This is a genomic window from Kribbella monticola (genome assembly GCF_003261635.1).
Lineage (GTDB): Bacteria > Actinomycetota > Actinomycetes > Propionibacteriales > Kribbellaceae > Kribbella > Kribbella monticola.
The window spans coordinates 533447-549094 of record NZ_QFXK01000030.1 but is presented as its reverse complement, the minus strand read 5'-3'; the positions used below and the strand labels follow the sequence as shown (position 1 = coordinate 549094).

Here is a 15648-nt window from a genome sequence, read left to right as displayed (position 1 = left end):
CGGGGCGTCGTTCTTCGGTTCGCGACCTCAAATAGTGGTCGTCGCGGAACTAGAAGGAAGAACACACAGTGCTTATTGCGCAGCGTCCCACCCTGGCCGAAGAGGTCGTCGACGAGCACCGCTCGCGGTTCGTGATCGAGCCGCTGGAGCCGGGCTTCGGTTACACCCTCGGCAACTCCATCCGCCGTACCCTGCTGTCGTCCATCCCGGGCGCGGCCGTCACCAGCATCAAGGTCGACGGTGTCCTGCACGAGTTCTCCACCGTCGCCGGGGTGAAGGAAGACGCCACCCAGCTGATCCTGAACCTCAAGGACCTGGTCGTCTCCTCCGAGCACGACGAGCCGGTCACCATGTACCTGCGCAAGCAGGGCCCGGGTGACGTCACCGCCGCCGACATCGCGCCGCCGGCCGGTGTCGAGGTGCACAACCCGGACCTGAAGATCGCCACCCTGAACGAGAAGGGCCGGCTCGAGATGGAGCTGGTCGTCGAGCGGGGCCGCGGTTACGTGTCCGCGATCCAGAACAAGTCCGCGGACGCCGAGATCGGCCGGATGCCGGTCGACTCGATCTACTCCCCGGTCCTGAAGGTCACCTACAAGGTCGAGGCGACCCGTGTCGAGCAGCGCACCGACTTCGACCGGCTGGTCGTCGACGTCGAGACCAAGCCGTCGATGCTGCCGCGCGACGCCGTCGCGTCGGCCGGTAAGACCCTGGTCGAGCTGTTCGGCCTGGCCCGCGAGCTGAACGTCGAGGCCGAGGGCATCGACATCGGCCCGTCGCCGGTCGACGAGCAGATGGCCGCCGACCTGGCGCTGCCGGTCGAGGACCTGCAGCTGACCGTCCGGTCCTACAACTGCCTCAAGCGCGAGGGCATCCACACCGTGGGTGAGCTGATCTCGCGCAGCGAGCAGGACCTGCTGGACATCCGCAACTTCGGCTCCAAGTCGATCGACGAGGTCAAGCTGAAGCTGGCCGAGATGGGCCTGTCGCTGAAGGACTCGCCCCCCGGCTTCGACCTGCGTGCAGCCGCCGAGGCGTACGGCGACGACGCCGAGGACGAGGACGAGAGCTTCGCCGAGACCGAGCAGTACTGAGCCCATCCAAGGCCCGCACCCGGGCCTGAGATTTCCTGGAGTTACAGAAAATGCCTACCCCCACCAAGGGAACCCGTCTCGGCGGCAGCGCGGCGCACCAGAAGCTGATCCTCAGCAACCTGGCCACCTCGCTGTTCGAGCACGGCGCGATCACCACCACGGCGACCAAGGCCAAGCGCCTGCAGCCGCTGGCGGAGTCCTTGATCACCAAGGCCAAGCGCGGTGACCTCAACTCGCGCCGTCAGGTGATGAAGCGGATCCGCGACAAGTCCGTCGTGCACGTGCTGTTCACCGAGATCGGCGAGCGCTACGCGGACCGTCCGGGCGGCTACACCCGGATCATCAAGCTCGGCCCGCGCAAGGGCGACAACGCGCCGATGGTGAAGATCGAGCTGGTCGAGGCACTGGCCGACTCGCCGAAGGCCAAGGCCGCCGCGAAGAAGGCCGCCCCGGCCAAGAAGGCGACCGCGAAGAAGGCCGCTGCCAAGGACGAGGCTGTCAAGGACGAGGTTGCCGAGGCTCCGGCCGAGGAGACCAAGGTCCAGGACACGGTCGAGGGCAAGTTCGGCGCCGACTCGGCCGCCCCGAACGCTGATGGTTCGGCGCCCGAGGGCTTCGACATCAAGGGCAACGAGAACTCGATGAAGTACCACACCACCGACTCGCCCTGGTACGACCAGACCGAGGCCGAGGTGTGGTTCCGCACCGAGGAGGCCGCCGCGGCTGCCGGTTTCACCAAGGCCGGCGAGACCGAGGACAAGTAACTCCTCAGCGATCATCAGCAGCGCCCCCACACTTCTGGTGTGGGGGCGCTGCTGCGTTAGAATGAGCGGCTTTTTGCCAAGCTGGAAGGGCTCCTGTGCGTTTGCGGATTGATCTGAGGTACGACGGCACCGGATTCCACGGTTGGGCCCGTCAGACCGCCCTCAGGAGCGTCCAGGAGACCGTGGAGGAGGCGCTCCGGACCGTACTGCGGGCCGCGGAGCCCCCGATGGTCACCTGCGCCGGTAGAACCGACACCGGCGTGCACGCGCGCGGCCAGGTCACCCATGTCGACCTGGAGATGGACATGCCGACCCGCGAGCTGCTGCGGCGGCTCAACGGCGTACTGCCCGAGGACGTCGCAGTGACAGCGGTCGCAGTGGCTCCGGAAGGCTTCGACGCCAGGTTCTCGGCGATTGCGCGCCGGTACGTCTACCGCGTCTGCGACGAACCGGCCGCCTGGGATCCCCTGCGCCGCAAGGAAGTACTGCGGGTAGGCCGGCCACTGGACGTGGACCGTATGAACGCGGCCGCCACCAAGCTGCTCGGCGAGCACGACTTCGCTGCCTTCTGCAAGAAGCGCGAGGGCGCGAGTACTGTCCGCGCGCTACTGGCCTTCAGTTGGGAGAGAGTGGCACCGGGCTTGCTGGAGGGCACGGTGATCGCCGATGCCTTCTGTCACTCGATGGTGCGGGCTCTGGTGGGTTCGGTGATCCCTGTCGGCGACGGGCGGCGTGAGACGGACTGGCCCGCCACAGTGCTCGCCGCTGGAGTGCGGGACTCGGCAGTGACCGTGATGCCCGCGCACGGGCTCACCCTGGAAGAAGTGCGTTACCCAGCAGACGAACAGCTGGCCAAGCGGGCGCAGGAGTCCCGCCAGGTCAGGGGAGAGGTGCACCAGCGTGGCTGACCACTACTTCTCGGCAGAGCCCACCTCAGCCGACGTACGCCGTACTGTGCAGGCGCGCATCTGGGGCAAGGAGTACACCTTCACCACAGCGACCGGGGTGTTCTCCCGCGACCGCCTGGACCTCGGTACGTCGGTGCTGCTGCGCGAGGTGCCGCCGCCGACCGGCAGCCGCACCATCCTCGACCTGGGCAGCGGCTACGGCCCGATCGCCGTTGCGCTGGCTGTGGAGGCGCCCGACGCGCAGGTGTGGGCGGTCGACGTGAACACCAGGGCACTCGAACTCACCGCGGAGAACGCGAAGGCGGCCGGTGTCGGCGATCGCGTGCACCCGGTGCTGACGGACGGCGTACCGGAGGACATTCGGTTCGACGAGATCTGGTCGAACCCGGCGATCCATATCGGCAAGCCGGAACTGCACAAGATGCTGCTGCACTGGCTGGCCCGGCTCGCCCCGGACGGCGTGGCGTGGCTGGTGGTCGGCAAGAACCTCGGCGCGGACTCGCTGCAGAAGTGGCTGGGTGAGCAGGGCTACCCGTGCGAGCGGACGGCCAGCGCCAAGGGGTTCCGGGTCCTGAAAGTCACTGCAACGAACCAGGCCGCGACACCGTCCTGAGGGTATGGAGGCGGCCTTGGCGGCGGCAGAGACAGGAACCGAGGCAGGCGCACCCGACTTCGAGTTGTTCGTGACGGAGCGGGTCGACGCCCTGCTGCGGTTCGCCTATGTGCTGACCGGTGACACCTCCTTGGCCGAGGACGCCGTCCAGGACGCCCTGACGACGGCCTGCGCCCGCTGGGGGCGGGTCAGCCGTGCCGACGACCCAGAGGCGTACGTGAAGCGGATGGTGGTCAATGCGCACATCTCGTGGTGGCGTCGCTTCCGGCGCCGCGAGGCACCCGCTGCGGAGCCCACCCGGACAGCGCCGCCCAGTGTCGACGGTGCCGCCGCCAGGGCCGACGCGGAGGCCGTCTGGGCGCTCTGCTCGACACTGCCGGACAAGCAACGCGCAGCCGTCGTACTGCGCTTCTACGAAGAGCTCTCGTACGCCGAGATCGCGGGGCTGCTCCACTGCGCCGAAGCGACGGCCAGATCGCATGTACACCGGGCACTGGCGTCATTGAAGGACACACTGAGCAAGGAAGGAGCCGAGGATGCCTGAGCACGAACCAGAGCAGGAACTCGGCCCCAAGGTCGCAGACGCCTTCCAGACCAAGGCGGACTCCGCGCGCGGCTTCCGCTCGGAGGGGATGGCCAGGATCGCCCGCCGTCGGGTTCGTCGCCGCCGGCAGACGCTGATCACCGCTGCGGCTGCCGTGGTGGTCGCCGTGTCGATCGGTGGCGTCTGGGGCGCCATCGGTGCGCCGTCACCTGTCTCCACCAGCGCGGGCGACAGCAAGGCGGCCGCGGAGGGCAGTGGTCCGCTCAGCGACAGTCCTCGGGCCCCCAGCCAGGACAGCGGCATGGCGTGCCCGCAGAGTCACCCGATCGAGACAGCCCCCGGACCGGAGGCGGTGCCGCCGGGCACCGGCCTCGACGTACAACTGCCCGTGTACGGCCTCCAGGCGTGCCGCTACCGCATTTCCCCGGGTGACCCGATGCTGCTGGGCTCGGCGAGCTTCAACGCCGACACGGCGCAACAGGTGGTCGATGCGATCAAGGTGCTGCCGGAGCGCAACCCGGACCTCCCGGTGTTCAAGTGCGCCCCGTCGGCCCGCGCCAAGGAGGCGATTGTGCTCCGGTTCGACACCTCGCGGGGACAACAGGAGATCTGGGTCGCGTACGACGGCTGCGCTTCGGTCGGGTTCTTCACCGGCTCGCGGACGTTCGGACTGTATGCGGCCCCGCTCAAGTTGTTCATGAAGGGCACGGTTCGGCCCACCGGCGGGATCTACCTGGACCACCTGAAGGGCTGGTAGGGCATAACCGTTCGCCGTACCGCGAACTGCCGGTCAGACTGGTGGGCATGGGTCATGTGGATGTCGCCGGAATCGGGTTCGAGTTGCCGGACGGGCGGGTGTTGCTGGACGACATCACGTTCCGGGTCGGGGACGGGGCCAAGGTCGCCCTGGTCGGGGCGAACGGTTCCGGTAAGACCACGCTGACCAGGATCATCGCGGGCGACCTGAAACCGCACAGCGGCAGCATCGCGCGGTCCGGCGGGCTCGGGGTGATGCGCCAGTTCGTCGGTTCGGTCCGCGACTCCTCGACGGTCCGCGATCTGCTTCTCGGGGTCGCGCCGGCCGCAGTACAGGAGGCCGCCGCCAAGCTCGATCAGGCCGAGCTGGCGATGATGGAGGCCGACGACGAGAAGACCCAGTTGCGCTATGCCCAGGCGGTCGCGGACTGGGGCGAGGTCGGCGGGTACGACGCCGAGGTGCTCTGGGACGTCTGTACGACGTCGGCGCTCGGCATCCCGTACGACAACTGCCGCTGGCGTGAGGTGAAGACCTTGTCGGGCGGCGAGCAGAAGCGGCTCGTCCTGGAAGCGCTGCTGCGCGGCCCCGACGAGGTGCTGATGCTGGACGAGCCGGACAACTACCTCGACGTACCGGCCAAGCGCTGGCTCGAGGAGCAGCTCAACGCCACCCAGAAGACGGTGCTCTACATCAGCCACGACCGCGAATTGCTGGCCAATACCGCGACCCGGATCGTCACCGTCGAATTAGGTGCCGCAGGCAACACCATCTGGACGCACGGCGGCGGCTTCAAGACGTACCACGAGGCCCGCAAGCACCGGTTCGAACGGTTCGAGGAACTGCGCCGCCGGTGGGACGAAGAGCACGCCAAACTCAAGGCCCTGGTGCTGATGTACAAGCAGAAGGCGGCGTACAACGACGGTCTGGCCTCGCGTTACAAGGCCGCCCAGACCCGGCTGCGCAAGTTCGAGGAGGCCGGGCCGCCGCAGGCGATCCCGCGCGAGCAGAAGGTCAGCATGCGGCTCACCGGCGGCCGGACCGGCAAGCGCGCGGTGGTCGCCACCGGGCTGGAGCTGACCGGTCTGATGAAACCGTTCGACCTGGAGGTCTGGTACGGCGAACGCGTGGCCGTGCTCGGCTCGAACGGTTCCGGCAAGTCGCACTTCCTGCGCCTGCTCGCCAATGGTGGAACGGATCCGGACATCGAGCACCAGCCGGTCGGCGAGGTGCCGATCACACCGGTCGCGCATACCGGCAACGTCAAGCTGGGCGCGCGGGTCCGGCCGGGCTGGTTCGCACAGACGCATGAGCACCCCGAGCTGGTCGGCCGGACGCTGCTGGAGATCCTGCATCGCGGCGACGAGCATCGCGAGGGGATGGGGCGCGAGCTGGCTTCGCGCAAGCTCGACCGGTACGAGCTGGCCCATGCGGCCGAGCAGACCTTCGACAGTTTGTCCGGCGGTCAGCAGGCGCGGTTCCAGATCCTGCTGCTGGAGTTGTCCGGCGCCACCTTGCTGCTGCTCGACGAACCGACGGACAACCTGGACGTGGAATCCGCCGAGGCGCTGGAGGAGGGCCTGGATTCCTTCGACGGAACGGTTCTCGCCGTCACCCACGACCGCTGGTTCTCGCGAGGCTTCGACCGCTACCTGGTCTTCGGCAGCGACGGTTCGGTCTACGAGTCCCCGACCCCGGTCTGGGACGAGGGCCGGGTCGAACGCGCCCGTTAGTCGTCGAGGCACCAGCCGTCGCGATAGGCGGACCAGTGCTCAGAAGTCGCGGCGAAGTCGACGTACAGGGCCAGGCCGAAGTTCTGCCGGCTGGAGTTGCCGAGGCCGAGGCGGGCGCCGCGAACACCGGCAGCGACCGTCTCGGCCGATCCGCGGTGGGACAGGTCGTTCTCGTAGTACGCGGGTAGTCCCATCAAAAGGTCGGTGCCGGGTGGGGTCGCGGCCAGTGCCTTCTCGGTCTGCTGCGCGACGAAGCCGCCGTACAGGGATTCGAGTGGCATCGCGGTGTCGTACGACATCACCGCGATCTGCTCGACCCGGCGGGCGACCTCACCGAAGTACTGCTCGGACCACCACTTGCTCTGGCCGGTGAGGGCGACCAATACGCCGTTCATGCCGGGCCGCGGGTTGAGTTGTGCGGCTGCGACCGACAGCGGTACGCCGCGGGCCTTGGTCACCGCGTGCACCTGGTCGAGCAGGGCGAGGAAGCTCTTGGAGCCGGACTGCAACGGTTCCAGGTCGAAGTGGATGCCGTCGAAGCCTTCGTCGAGCACCTGCGAGGATGCGGCGGTCACCTGGTCGCGAACGGCTGCGTCGTCCAGGTCCATGCCGGGATTCTTCTGCGGCAGCACGACATCGCCGAGCCAGGCCTGCACGCGGACGTTCGGCATCGCCCGGTGGACGGCGTCGACGAACCAGCGCGCCTTCGGCGAGACGGTTGCCAATGGCAAGGATCCGTCGTGCTCCAGTGGACCTGTGTGCACGTAGAGATCGCGGATGCCGGTGCCCTCGAGTCGCTGGGCGAGAGCGGCGACGTCGGCCGGGGTCTTCCGGCCGTCGACCCAGGCGTGGCCGAGCCACAGCGCGTCGTGTCCGCGAGTTCTTGCTTCGCTCGACGGCTCACCGGAGTACGAGATCCGCAGCGACGCCGCATGCAGTCCGAGCGGCACCGGAACCACCAGCAGGAAGGCGATCGTGAGCACGAGGAGGATGCGGCGACGGCGCGACCAAGCTCGCCAGCGCTGTCTCATCTGGTCGGCGCGGGGCGAAGTCCGTCGTACAGGATGTCGAGCATCTTGTCGCGGACGGGGGGCTCGAGGCCGGCGGCGGTTGCGCCTCGGGAGGCGCCGATCAGCAAGGCATACACCTCGGGGAAGTCGGCATCGGCCCGTACTGCGTTGCTCTGCTGGGCGCGGCTGAGCAACGTCCCGAACGCCTCCCGCATTCCGGCGCCCGCGCTGCGAGCTGATTCACCGGCCGCGGACCCCGACGCGACCAGCGCCTCGGAGATCGCGAGCTTGGTCGACGCCTCGGCGACCACCTGAGTGAAGAACCCGTAGAAGGCGGCACCCGCGTCCGGCTCGTCGGCGAGCTCGGTGGCGCGGTCACGCAGTCGTTCCAGCCGCACGGTGAGGACGGCCTCGAGCAGTTCGACCTTGGTCGGGAAGTGCCGGAAAACGGTGCCGATCCCCACCCCGGCCTGCTTGGCGACGTCCTCGGTCGACGCGCCGGGCGTCCGGCCGAAGATCTCCTCGGCGGCCGCCAGGATCCGGTTCCGGTTGTCCTGCGCATCAGCTCGCACCAGCCACGCCTCCTTGGTCACCGCACAGCGTAGGAGACGCGGATGTGCGTCGAGAAGTTGTAAACGGAGTCGCTACTCCATATATTCGGAGTTGCTACTCCGTTTAACCACGAGAAAGGTTCCGCGCATGACCCCCACCGAGGTGTTCCTGCAGCTGGTCCGCGGCGTCTGCGACCGCCGGTACGACGAACTGCCCGACCTGTACGCCGAACAGACCGACGTGCGGCACCCGTTCTCGCCGTACGGGGAGAAACCACTGCTGTCCCGGCAGGCGCTGCGCGACCACTTCGGCGCGGTGGCGCCGCGGGCCGGCGCCGCGATCCGCTTCGAGCCGGCCAATCTGCGGATCCACGAGACCACCGATCCGGAGGTGATCGTGGCGGAGTTCGACTACGCCGGCACCGTGATCGAGACCGGCGAACCGTTCACCGTGCCCTGCATCTTCGTACTGCGGATCCGCGACGGCCTGATCGTCGAGTCCCGCGACTACCTCGACCACATCGCGATGTCCCGGGCCCGGGGGCGGCTGGACGAATTGATCGCAGTACTGCGGGAACCGGCGGCCGACAGAGCAGCGTCGTAGTCCCCAAAAGCGCAAAAACGACCCCGGTCCGAGGCCTTGCACCCGGACCGGGGTCGTTCCAATGCTTACGGGTCAGCGGTCGCCCATGGGGACGTACTGAACGCCACGCTCGCCGGTGTAGATCTGCTTCGGGCGGGCGATCTTCTGGTCGCTGTCGCCGAGCGACTCCGCCCACTGCGCCAGCCAGCCCGACGTCCGCGGGATGGCGAACAGCACGGTGAACATCTCCGGCGGGAACTGCAGGGCCTCGTAGATCAGGCCGGAGTAGAAGTCCACGTTCGGGTAGAGCTTGCGGGAGACGAAGTACTCGTCCTCCAGCGCGATCTTCTCGAGCTCGACGGCGATCTTCAGCAACGGGTTGATGCCCGTCACCTCGAACACGTCGTCGGCGGCCTTCTTGATGATCTTGGCGCGCGGGTCGTAGTTCTTGTAGACCCGGTGGCCGAAGCCCATCAGGCGTTCCTCGCCGGCCTTCACGCCCTCGATGAACGAACCCACGTTGTCGACCGAGCCGATCCGGCGCAGCATCTTCAGCACCGCCTCGTTGGCGCCACCGTGCAGCGGGCCGTAGAGGGCGGCGATGCCGCCGGTGACCGCGGAGTACGGGTCGACCTGGGTCGAGCCGATCGCCCGGACCGCGTTGGTGGAAGCGTTCTGCTCGTGGTCGGCGTGCAGGATGAACAGGATCTCCAGCGCGCGCACCAGCCGGTCGTCGGCGGCGTACTTCGGCTCGCTCATCTTGAACAGCATCGACAGGAAGTTCGCCGCGTAGCTGAGCTCGTTGTCGGGGTAGACGTACGGCTTGCCCTGGGCGTGCCGGAAGGAGAAGGCGCCCAGTGTCGGCATCTTCGCGATCAGCCGGCGGATCTGCAGCGCCCGCGACTCCTCGTCGAAGATGTCGCGCGACTCCGGGTAGAAGGTGGACAGCGCGCCGACCGAGGCCAGCAGCATCCCCATCGGGTGTGCGTCGTACCGGAAGCCCTGCATGAAGGTCTTCAGGTTCTCGTGCACGAACGTGTGATACGTCACGTCGTGCACCCAGGCTTCGTACTCCGCCTTGTTCGGCAGCTTGCCGTTGACCAGCAGGTACGCCACTTCGAGGTAGTTGGACTGCTCGGCGAGCTGCTCGATCGGATAGCCGCGGTACTCCAGGATGCCCTTGTCGCCGTCGATGAACGTGACGGAGGACCGGGTGGAGGCGGTGTTGACGAAGCCGGGGTCGTAGGTGGCCAGGCCACCGTCCCCCTCGGCCGCGGTGATCTGCTTGAGATCGGCGGCGCGGATGGTGCCATCGGTGATGGCAAGGTCGTAGTCCTTGCCGGTCCGGTTGTCCCGGACGGTGAGCGACTGTTCGGTCACAATGCCCTCTTCGCAAGCTGGCGTCGTCGCCCGAGGAAAGCCCCGTGATGAGGGTCATCGTCGCCGGCGGGACGCGGATCGGACTTCAATCTTCACCGCTAAACTAGTGCGGTCCTCAGCTCGTTCCAAGCCGGGGTCCCCAGCTGGCTTGGGCTCACTTTGACCCAAAGGCTCCCGCGCCGGTATTCTGGGCTGTCGTTGTGCGTTTCTAGGCCTGTTCCCGGTAGGAGTTGGGGTATGGCGGGCCGCTCGCCGACGTCTGTATCTGTTTTGTCAACCTCTGAGAAACGAAGGTCAACGACCGTGCGCACGTACAGCCCGAAACCTGCTGACGTCACCCGTGAGTGGCATGTGATCGACGCCACCGACGTCGTGCTCGGTCGGCTCGCCGTCCAGATCGCCACCCTGCTGCGCGGCAAGCACAAGCCGACGTTCGCGCCGCACGTGGACGGCGGTGACTTCGTGGTCGTCATCAACGCCTCCAAGATCGCCCTGTCCGGCAACAAGCGGACCGACAAGCTGGCCTACCGCCACTCGGGTCACCCGGGTGGTCTGACCGCTACACCGGTCGGCGAGATCCTCGAGAAGGACCCTCGCAAGGCCGTCGAGAAGGCTGTCTGGGGCATGCTGCCGAAGAACCGTCTGAGCCGGAAGCTGCTCAGCAAGCTGAAGGTGTACGCCGGTCCGGAGCACCCGCACAGCGCCCAGCAGCCGAAGCCTTTCGAGATCACCCAGATCGCTCAGTAGTAGCGGTCGACGAGCCAGTTAAACGAGGATTCCCAGCGTGAGCGACATCACCACCGAGACCGAAGACTTCGACACCGAGGTCCCCATCGACACCGAGGGCCCGGTCGCCTACACCTCCGAGACGAACCCGACTCCGGAGCAGCGCGCCGAGTCCGGTCGCGTCGCGGTGATCAACCCGGCCGGTGCGACCGGTCGCCGCAAGGAGGCCGTCGCTCGCGTCCGCCTCATTCCGGGGACGGGCAACATCACCGTCAACGGCAAGCCGATCGACGTGTACTTCCCGAACAAGGTGCACCAGCAGCACGTGAACGAGCCGTTCGTGGTTGCCGGTCTCGAGGGTTCGTACGACGTGATCGCGCGGATCAACGGCGGCGGCATCACCGGCCAGGCCGGTGCGCTGCAGCTGGGGATCGCCCGCTGCCTGAACGCCGCCGACGAGGAGGCGAACCGGCCGGGTCTGAAGAAGGCCGGTCTGCTCAGCCGCGACGCGCGGATCAAGGAGCGTAAGAAGGCCGGTCTCAAGAAGGCCCGTAAGGCTCCGCAGTACAGCAAGCGCTGATTTCCTGATGTCGCGTTTGTTCGGCACGGACGGTGTCCGTGGCCTGGCGAACGTGGACCTGACCGCGGAGCTGGCGCTCGACCTCTCGGTCGCCGCCGCTCACGTACTCGGCGAGGCCGGTGCCTTCGAAGGGCACCGGCCACGCGCCGTTGTGGGCCGGGATCCACGTGCCAGCGGTGAATTCCTGGAAGCCGCCGTGGTGGCCGGTCTGGCCAGCGCCGGCGTCGATGTCGTCCGGCTCGGCGTTCTGCCGACCCCGGCCGTCGCCTATCTGACCGGTTCGACCGGGTCCGACCTCGGCGTGATGCTGTCCGCCAGCCACAACCCGATGCCCGACAACGGCATCAAGTTCCTGGCCCGCGGTGGGATCAAGCTCGACGACGCGATCGAGGACGCCATCGAGGTCCGCGTCGGCGAGGAATGGCAACGCCCGACCGGCGCGGCTGTCGGCCGTGTGCTGGACGACGGGCAGGGCTTCGAGACCTATGTCTCGCACCTGGTCCGCTCCGCCCCGAACCGTTTCGACGGGGTCAAGGTCGTCATCGACTGCGCCAACGGCGCGGCTTCGCTGACTGCCCCGGAGGCACTGCGCCGCCTCGGTGCCGAGGTGATCACGTACGGCGCCTCGCCGGACGGACTCAACATCAACCTCGAGTGCGGATCCACCCACATGGAGGGTCTGCGCCGCGAGGTGATCGGCCACCGCGCCGACCTCGGCATCGCGCTCGACGGCGACGCCGACCGCTGCCTGGCCGTTGACGCAGCCGGTGAACTGGTCGACGGCGATCAGATCCTGGCGATCCTGGCCTTGGCCATGCGCGACAGCGGCAAGCTGCACAACGACACCGTCGTGGCGACCGTGATGAGCAACCTCGGATTCGTTCAGGCGATGGTCCGCGAGCAGATCGCGGTCGAGCAGACCAAGGTCGGCGACCGGTACGTGCTGGAGGCCATGAAGGCCGGCGGTCACAAGCTCGGCGGCGAGCAGTCCGGGCACGTGATCCTGTCCGACCACGCCACCACCGGCGACGGCACCCTGACCGCAGTGATGCTGCTGGCCCGGGTCGCCCAGACCGGCAAGTCACTGGCCGATCTGGCCGCCGTGATGACCCGTCTCCCGCAGATCCTGGTCAACGTGCCCAACGTCGACAAGTCCCGGGCCGGCACAGACCCCGCAGTACAGGCTGCTGTTGCTGCCGCCACGACCCGCCTGGGTGACACCGGCCGGGTCCTCCTCCGTCCTTCGGGAACGGAACCGCTGGTCCGCGTCATGGTCGAAGCCGAATCGTCAGCTATCGCCGACGAGGTTGCCCACGAATTGGCCGCCGTAGTGGAGACCTCGCTCAAGCTCTGACCTCATCCAGGTCGCGTTGAGGATGCTGCAAGGGCGATCGGTTGTCGGCTTCGCCGCCGATAACCGGTTGCCTGCCGGCGACGGTGGCGGATGCAATGTCCGGCATGGTCACATCTGGGCTGGACTCGGCTGTACAGATCGGCGCTCTCGTTCCGCTGACCCGCCCGGGGTGGGTGGAGGCGGGGCGGCAGCTGCTCGCCGGCCTGGAGTTGGCCGTTCGCGACGTCAACGATGCCGGTGGGATCGCCGGAAGGCCGCTCGAGTTGGTGGTCCGGGATACGGCCGCCGATCCGGACCGGGCTGTCGCGGCCGTTGACGAGTTGGCTCGGCTGGGTGTGGTGGCGTTGGCGGGCGAGTATCACAGCGTCGTAGCTCGCGCTGCTGCGGGACGAGCCGACGCCCTCGGGCTGCCGTTCCTTTGCTCCTCGGCGGTTCTCGACGCGCTGGTCGATCGTCCGACGGACTGGGTCGCACGTCTTGCCCCGCCGCAGTCGCGAGGTTGGCAGATCTACGCGGACTTCCTCCTCGGCGAGGGGCGCAGCCGAGTCGCCGTCGTGGCCCAGCCGAGCGTCTACTGGGCCGCTGGAACTCGCATTCTGCGGGACCACCTCACGCATCGCGGCGGCTCGCTGATCGAGCTGGACTCGCTCGCGCCGCCGGCTGTGTGCGATGCGCTTGTCGAGCACCGCGCGACGGCTCTGCTTCTCCTGGTCGGCACCCCAGAGCCCGCAGTACCGATCGTCAAGGCCGTCCGCCGCGACCCTCGTCTCGCCGACCTGCTGATCGGCGCTCCGGCCGGCCAACCCGAGTTCGGCGAATGGGCGACACTACTGGGCAAGGACGGCGCCGCGATTCCCTTCCTGCGTTACCTTCCCGACCGTCTCACCGCGCTGGGCGACCAAGTCGAGGCCGCGTTGCGAGATCAGTTGCCCAAAGCACCTTCTTTCGTGGCCTTCGAGGGCTACGACACCATCGTCGTACTGGCCGACCTCTTGCGTTCTCACGGCACAGACCGGCGAGGTTTGGCGAACTCCTGGCAGTACGTCGACGTCTCCGGCACCCGCGGCCGAATCCAGCTCACCCGTCCGCCGGGCCTCGGCCTGTGGCAATGGACCTATCCGCCGATCCAGGTAGCGGACCGGGATTCAGCGGCCGTCGAGAACTTCCGCATCCGCTACCCGCGGTGAATGCCCCGCCTGACAGGGTCAAACGTCTCTGATGCACCTGTTCGAGGTTTAGCCTCAGGGGATCGGCAGTGGCTGACCGACTCCACTGCCTTGGCTGGGAGTGGATATGACGAACGAGCTGAAGTTCGGGTTGTACGGATTGCACCGGGGCAGCAGTGCCGATCCGGAGACGATGGCGCGGCGCGCGAGGCTGGCCGAGGAGGCCGGATTCGAATCGCTCTGGGTCGGCGACCACATCGCCTTGCCGGAGAACGACGACGACCCGCGCGAGCAACCGCGGATCGAGGCGCTCATCGCGCTCGCCCACCTCGCGGCGCTGACCCAGCGGATCCGGCTCGGAGCCGGGGTGATCGTGCTGCCGCAGCGCCAGCCGGTGCTGCTGGCCAAGCAACTGGCGTCGATCGACCACCTGTCGAACGGCCGGCTGACCGTCGGCATCGGCGTCGGCTATGTCGAGCCGGAGCTCAATGCCCTCGGAGTATCGCTGGCCGAGCGCGGTGCCAGGACCGACGAGTACCTGGCCGCGATGCGGGTCCTCTGGGACGAGCCGGCGCCCCACTTCGACGGCCGATTCGTCGCCTTCGCCGATGTCTTCGAACGCCCACGCCCGGTGCAGCGCCCGCATCCCCCGATCGTCGTGGGCGGCCAGTCCGCGGCCGCTTACCGACGCGCGATCCAGCAGGGCAACGGCTGGTACGGCTGGGACCTCGACCTCGACCGGACAGCCTCCGCCCTGTCCGATCTGCGCGAGTCGTCAAAACGCTGGAGCCGCCCGGCCGACCTCGGCCCGCTCGAAATCACCGTGACCCCGGACCGCCTTCCCGACCTGGAGACCGCCCACCGGTACGCCGACCTCGGCGTTCACCGCCTCCTGCTCCAACCCCCGACCATGGACGGCACCGCGATCGACGACCTCATCACCCACACCGCCGACACCCTCCTCTGACCCCACCCCCGAGACGCAAGTCGTCATCCTCGGTCGCCCGCGAAGCTGCGGGTGTGTGGGGCTGGAAGGATGTAGGCATGGAACGGGTCTTGAGTCGGCAGGAAGCGTCGGACGCGGTCCAGGACGCTGGATGGCGCTTCTTGCTGGGCGCTTTGCGTACGTCGGTTCGGGTCGGGTCGTTGGCTCGGGCGGTCGCTTTGACGGCGGACGCTGTGGCGGTGTGTGGTGACGACGCCGACGGGCACCTCCAGGTCGATGCACGTCCCGATCGGGTCGTCTTCACTCTGCAATCGGCTGAGCGCGCAGCGGTCACCACCCGGGATGCCGAACTCGCGCTCGAGATCTCTGCCGCCGCCGAGAGATCCGGTCTTCTGACGGAGCCGGAGATCGGAACGGGGGCGCCGCGATCCGTCCAGATCCTGGAGATCGCGATCGATGCGCTGGACATCGCCGGAATTCGGCCGTTCTGGAAGGCGGTGCTCGGCTATACCCATGAGCCGGGTGCCGACGGACCGGAGGATCCGCTGGTCGACCCGGTCGGGCAGTGCCCGGCCGTCTGGTTCCAGCAGATGGACCAGGCGCGCCCGCAACGCAACCGCATCCACTTCGACATCTGCGTTCCGCATGACGAAGCGCCACGGCGCATCGAGACCGCACTGGCCGCCGGGGGCCGACTCTTGTCCGCGACGCGTGCGCCCGCTTTCTGGATCCTCGCCGACCTGGAAGGCAACGAAGTCTGCATAACCACCTGGCAGGGCCGAGACGGCTGACCGCGCCGACGGGGGACGGCGAAACGGGGTGGGTGAGAGCGCGGACGGAGGAGGTGTGTGGGGCGTAGTGCAAGCGTTTGGGTTGTGCGGTGGGTTGTGGTGGGTGTGCGGGGTGTGTTGGGGGAAGGATGGGTTTGCCCTTGACCCGCGT

Annotated in this window: 17 protein-coding genes; 14 read left to right on the top strand and 3 right to left on the bottom strand. The window is 67.8% G+C overall.

The annotated features are described in order from the left end of the window. Positions 1–68 precede the first annotated feature (68 nt). The 7 genes from DIZ26_RS18945 to DIZ26_RS18915 all read left to right on the top strand — a co-directional run bounded on the left by DIZ26_RS18945 (position 69) and on the right by DIZ26_RS18915 (position 6410). Complete coding sequence (locus DIZ26_RS18945) at positions 69–1094, top strand: DNA-directed RNA polymerase subunit alpha (RefSeq protein WP_112243143.1); 1026 nt, start codon at positions 69–71, stop codon at positions 1092–1094. A 50-nt stretch (positions 1095–1144) separates the two neighbouring features. After that, on the top strand, positions 1145–1858 hold the full coding sequence (gene rplQ, locus DIZ26_RS38905; protein WP_112243141.1) for a 50S ribosomal protein L17, sunset domain variant: 714 nt from the start codon (positions 1145–1147) through the stop codon (positions 1856–1858). Between the two features lie 95 nt (positions 1859–1953). Beyond that, a complete protein-coding gene (gene truA / locus DIZ26_RS18935) occupies positions 1954–2766 on the top strand; it encodes a tRNA pseudouridine(38-40) synthase TruA (protein WP_112243139.1) in 813 nt (270 codons plus the stop codon). Further along, positions 2759–3379: a class I SAM-dependent methyltransferase gene (locus DIZ26_RS18930; protein WP_112243137.1), complete on the top strand. Its 621-nt coding sequence runs from the start codon at positions 2759–2761 to the stop codon at positions 3377–3379. The genes truA and DIZ26_RS18930 overlap by 8 nt, the downstream gene beginning before the upstream one ends. A gap of 16 nt (positions 3380–3395) precedes the next feature. After that, positions 3396–3923: a SigE family RNA polymerase sigma factor gene (locus DIZ26_RS18925; RefSeq protein WP_232828439.1), complete on the top strand. Its 528-nt coding sequence runs from the start codon at positions 3396–3398 to the stop codon at positions 3921–3923. Continuing rightward, positions 3916–4680 (top strand): hypothetical protein, encoded by a 765-nt coding sequence (locus tag DIZ26_RS18920; RefSeq protein WP_112243133.1) that lies wholly within the window; start codon positions 3916–3918, stop codon positions 4678–4680. Before DIZ26_RS18925 ends, DIZ26_RS18920 begins: the two co-directional genes overlap by 8 nt. Before the next feature lie 47 nt (positions 4681–4727). Next, positions 4728–6410 (top strand): ABC-F family ATP-binding cassette domain-containing protein, encoded by a 1683-nt coding sequence (locus tag DIZ26_RS18915; RefSeq protein WP_112243131.1) that lies wholly within the window; start codon positions 4728–4730, stop codon positions 6408–6410. Here DIZ26_RS18915 and DIZ26_RS18910 read toward each other — a convergent pair. Both DIZ26_RS18910 and DIZ26_RS18905 read right to left on the bottom strand, forming a co-directional pair. Then, on the bottom strand, positions 6407–7393 hold the full coding sequence (locus DIZ26_RS18910; protein ID WP_232828438.1) for a glycoside hydrolase family 18 protein: 987 nt from the start codon (positions 7391–7393) through the stop codon (positions 6407–6409). The two genes, DIZ26_RS18915 and DIZ26_RS18910, sit on opposite strands and share 4 nt — an antisense overlap. A gap of 44 nt (positions 7394–7437) precedes the next feature. After that, complete coding sequence (locus tag DIZ26_RS18905) at positions 7438–8013, bottom strand: TetR/AcrR family transcriptional regulator (protein ID WP_112243128.1); 576 nt, start codon at positions 8011–8013, stop codon at positions 7438–7440. A 106-nt stretch (positions 8014–8119) separates the two neighbouring features. On the opposite strand from DIZ26_RS18905, the gene DIZ26_RS18900 reads away from it, so the two are divergent. Beyond that, a complete protein-coding gene (locus DIZ26_RS18900) occupies positions 8120–8575 on the top strand; it encodes a nuclear transport factor 2 family protein (protein ID WP_112243126.1) in 456 nt (151 codons plus the stop codon). Between the two features lie 72 nt (positions 8576–8647). Here the strand turns inward: DIZ26_RS18900 and DIZ26_RS18895 are convergent, their stop codons facing one another. After that, entirely contained in the window at positions 8648–9934 is a 1287-nt protein-coding gene (locus DIZ26_RS18895) for a citrate synthase (protein WP_112243124.1), read from the bottom strand. Positions 9935–10237: 303 nt separating this feature from the next. Between DIZ26_RS18895 and rplM the strand changes: the two genes are divergently transcribed. From rplM to DIZ26_RS18865, 6 genes are all read left to right on the top strand, one after another. Beyond that, the gene (gene rplM / locus DIZ26_RS18890) at positions 10238–10681 is read left to right on the top strand and encodes a 50S ribosomal protein L13 (protein ID WP_112243122.1); all 444 of its coding nucleotides are present in this window, start codon (positions 10238–10240) and stop codon (positions 10679–10681) included. 37 nt (positions 10682–10718) lie between these two features. Further along, positions 10719–11240, top strand: a complete 522-nt coding sequence (gene rpsI / locus DIZ26_RS18885; protein WP_112243120.1) for a 30S ribosomal protein S9 — start codon at positions 10719–10721, stop codon at positions 11238–11240. A 7-nt stretch (positions 11241–11247) separates the two neighbouring features. Continuing rightward, positions 11248–12594 (top strand): phosphoglucosamine mutase, encoded by a 1347-nt coding sequence (glmM, locus tag DIZ26_RS18880; protein ID WP_112243118.1) that lies wholly within the window; start codon positions 11248–11250, stop codon positions 12592–12594. 104 nt (positions 12595–12698) lie between these two features. Next, positions 12699–13781 (top strand): ABC transporter substrate-binding protein, encoded by a 1083-nt coding sequence (locus DIZ26_RS18875; protein WP_232828437.1) that lies wholly within the window; start codon positions 12699–12701, stop codon positions 13779–13781. Between the two features lie 106 nt (positions 13782–13887). Further along, positions 13888–14727 (top strand): TIGR03619 family F420-dependent LLM class oxidoreductase, encoded by an 840-nt coding sequence (locus DIZ26_RS18870; protein WP_112243114.1) that lies wholly within the window; start codon positions 13888–13890, stop codon positions 14725–14727. A gap of 77 nt (positions 14728–14804) precedes the next feature. Further along, the gene (locus DIZ26_RS18865) at positions 14805–15497 is read left to right on the top strand and encodes a VOC family protein (protein WP_112243107.1); all 693 of its coding nucleotides are present in this window, start codon (positions 14805–14807) and stop codon (positions 15495–15497) included. Positions 15498–15648 lie beyond the last annotated feature (151 nt).

Coding starts and splice junctions, on each gene's coding strand:
- rplQ (WP_112243141.1), top strand. CDS start 1,145: ATGCCTACCCCCACCAAGGGAACCCGTCTCGGCGGCAGCGCGGCGCAC.
- DIZ26_RS18920 (WP_112243133.1), top strand. CDS start 3,916: ATGCCTGAGCACGAACCAGAGCAGGAACTCGGCCCCAAGGTCGCAGAC.
- DIZ26_RS18915 (WP_112243131.1), top strand. CDS start 4,728: ATGGGTCATGTGGATGTCGCCGGAATCGGGTTCGAGTTGCCGGACGGG.
- DIZ26_RS18900 (WP_112243126.1), top strand. CDS start 8,120: ATGACCCCCACCGAGGTGTTCCTGCAGCTGGTCCGCGGCGTCTGCGAC.
- glmM (WP_112243118.1), top strand. CDS start 11,248: ATGTCGCGTTTGTTCGGCACGGACGGTGTCCGTGGCCTGGCGAACGTG.
- DIZ26_RS18875 (WP_232828437.1), top strand. CDS start 12,699: ATGGTCACATCTGGGCTGGACTCGGCTGTACAGATCGGCGCTCTCGTT.
- DIZ26_RS18870 (WP_112243114.1), top strand. CDS start 13,888: ATGACGAACGAGCTGAAGTTCGGGTTGTACGGATTGCACCGGGGCAGC.
- DIZ26_RS18865 (WP_112243107.1), top strand. CDS start 14,805: ATGGAACGGGTCTTGAGTCGGCAGGAAGCGTCGGACGCGGTCCAGGAC.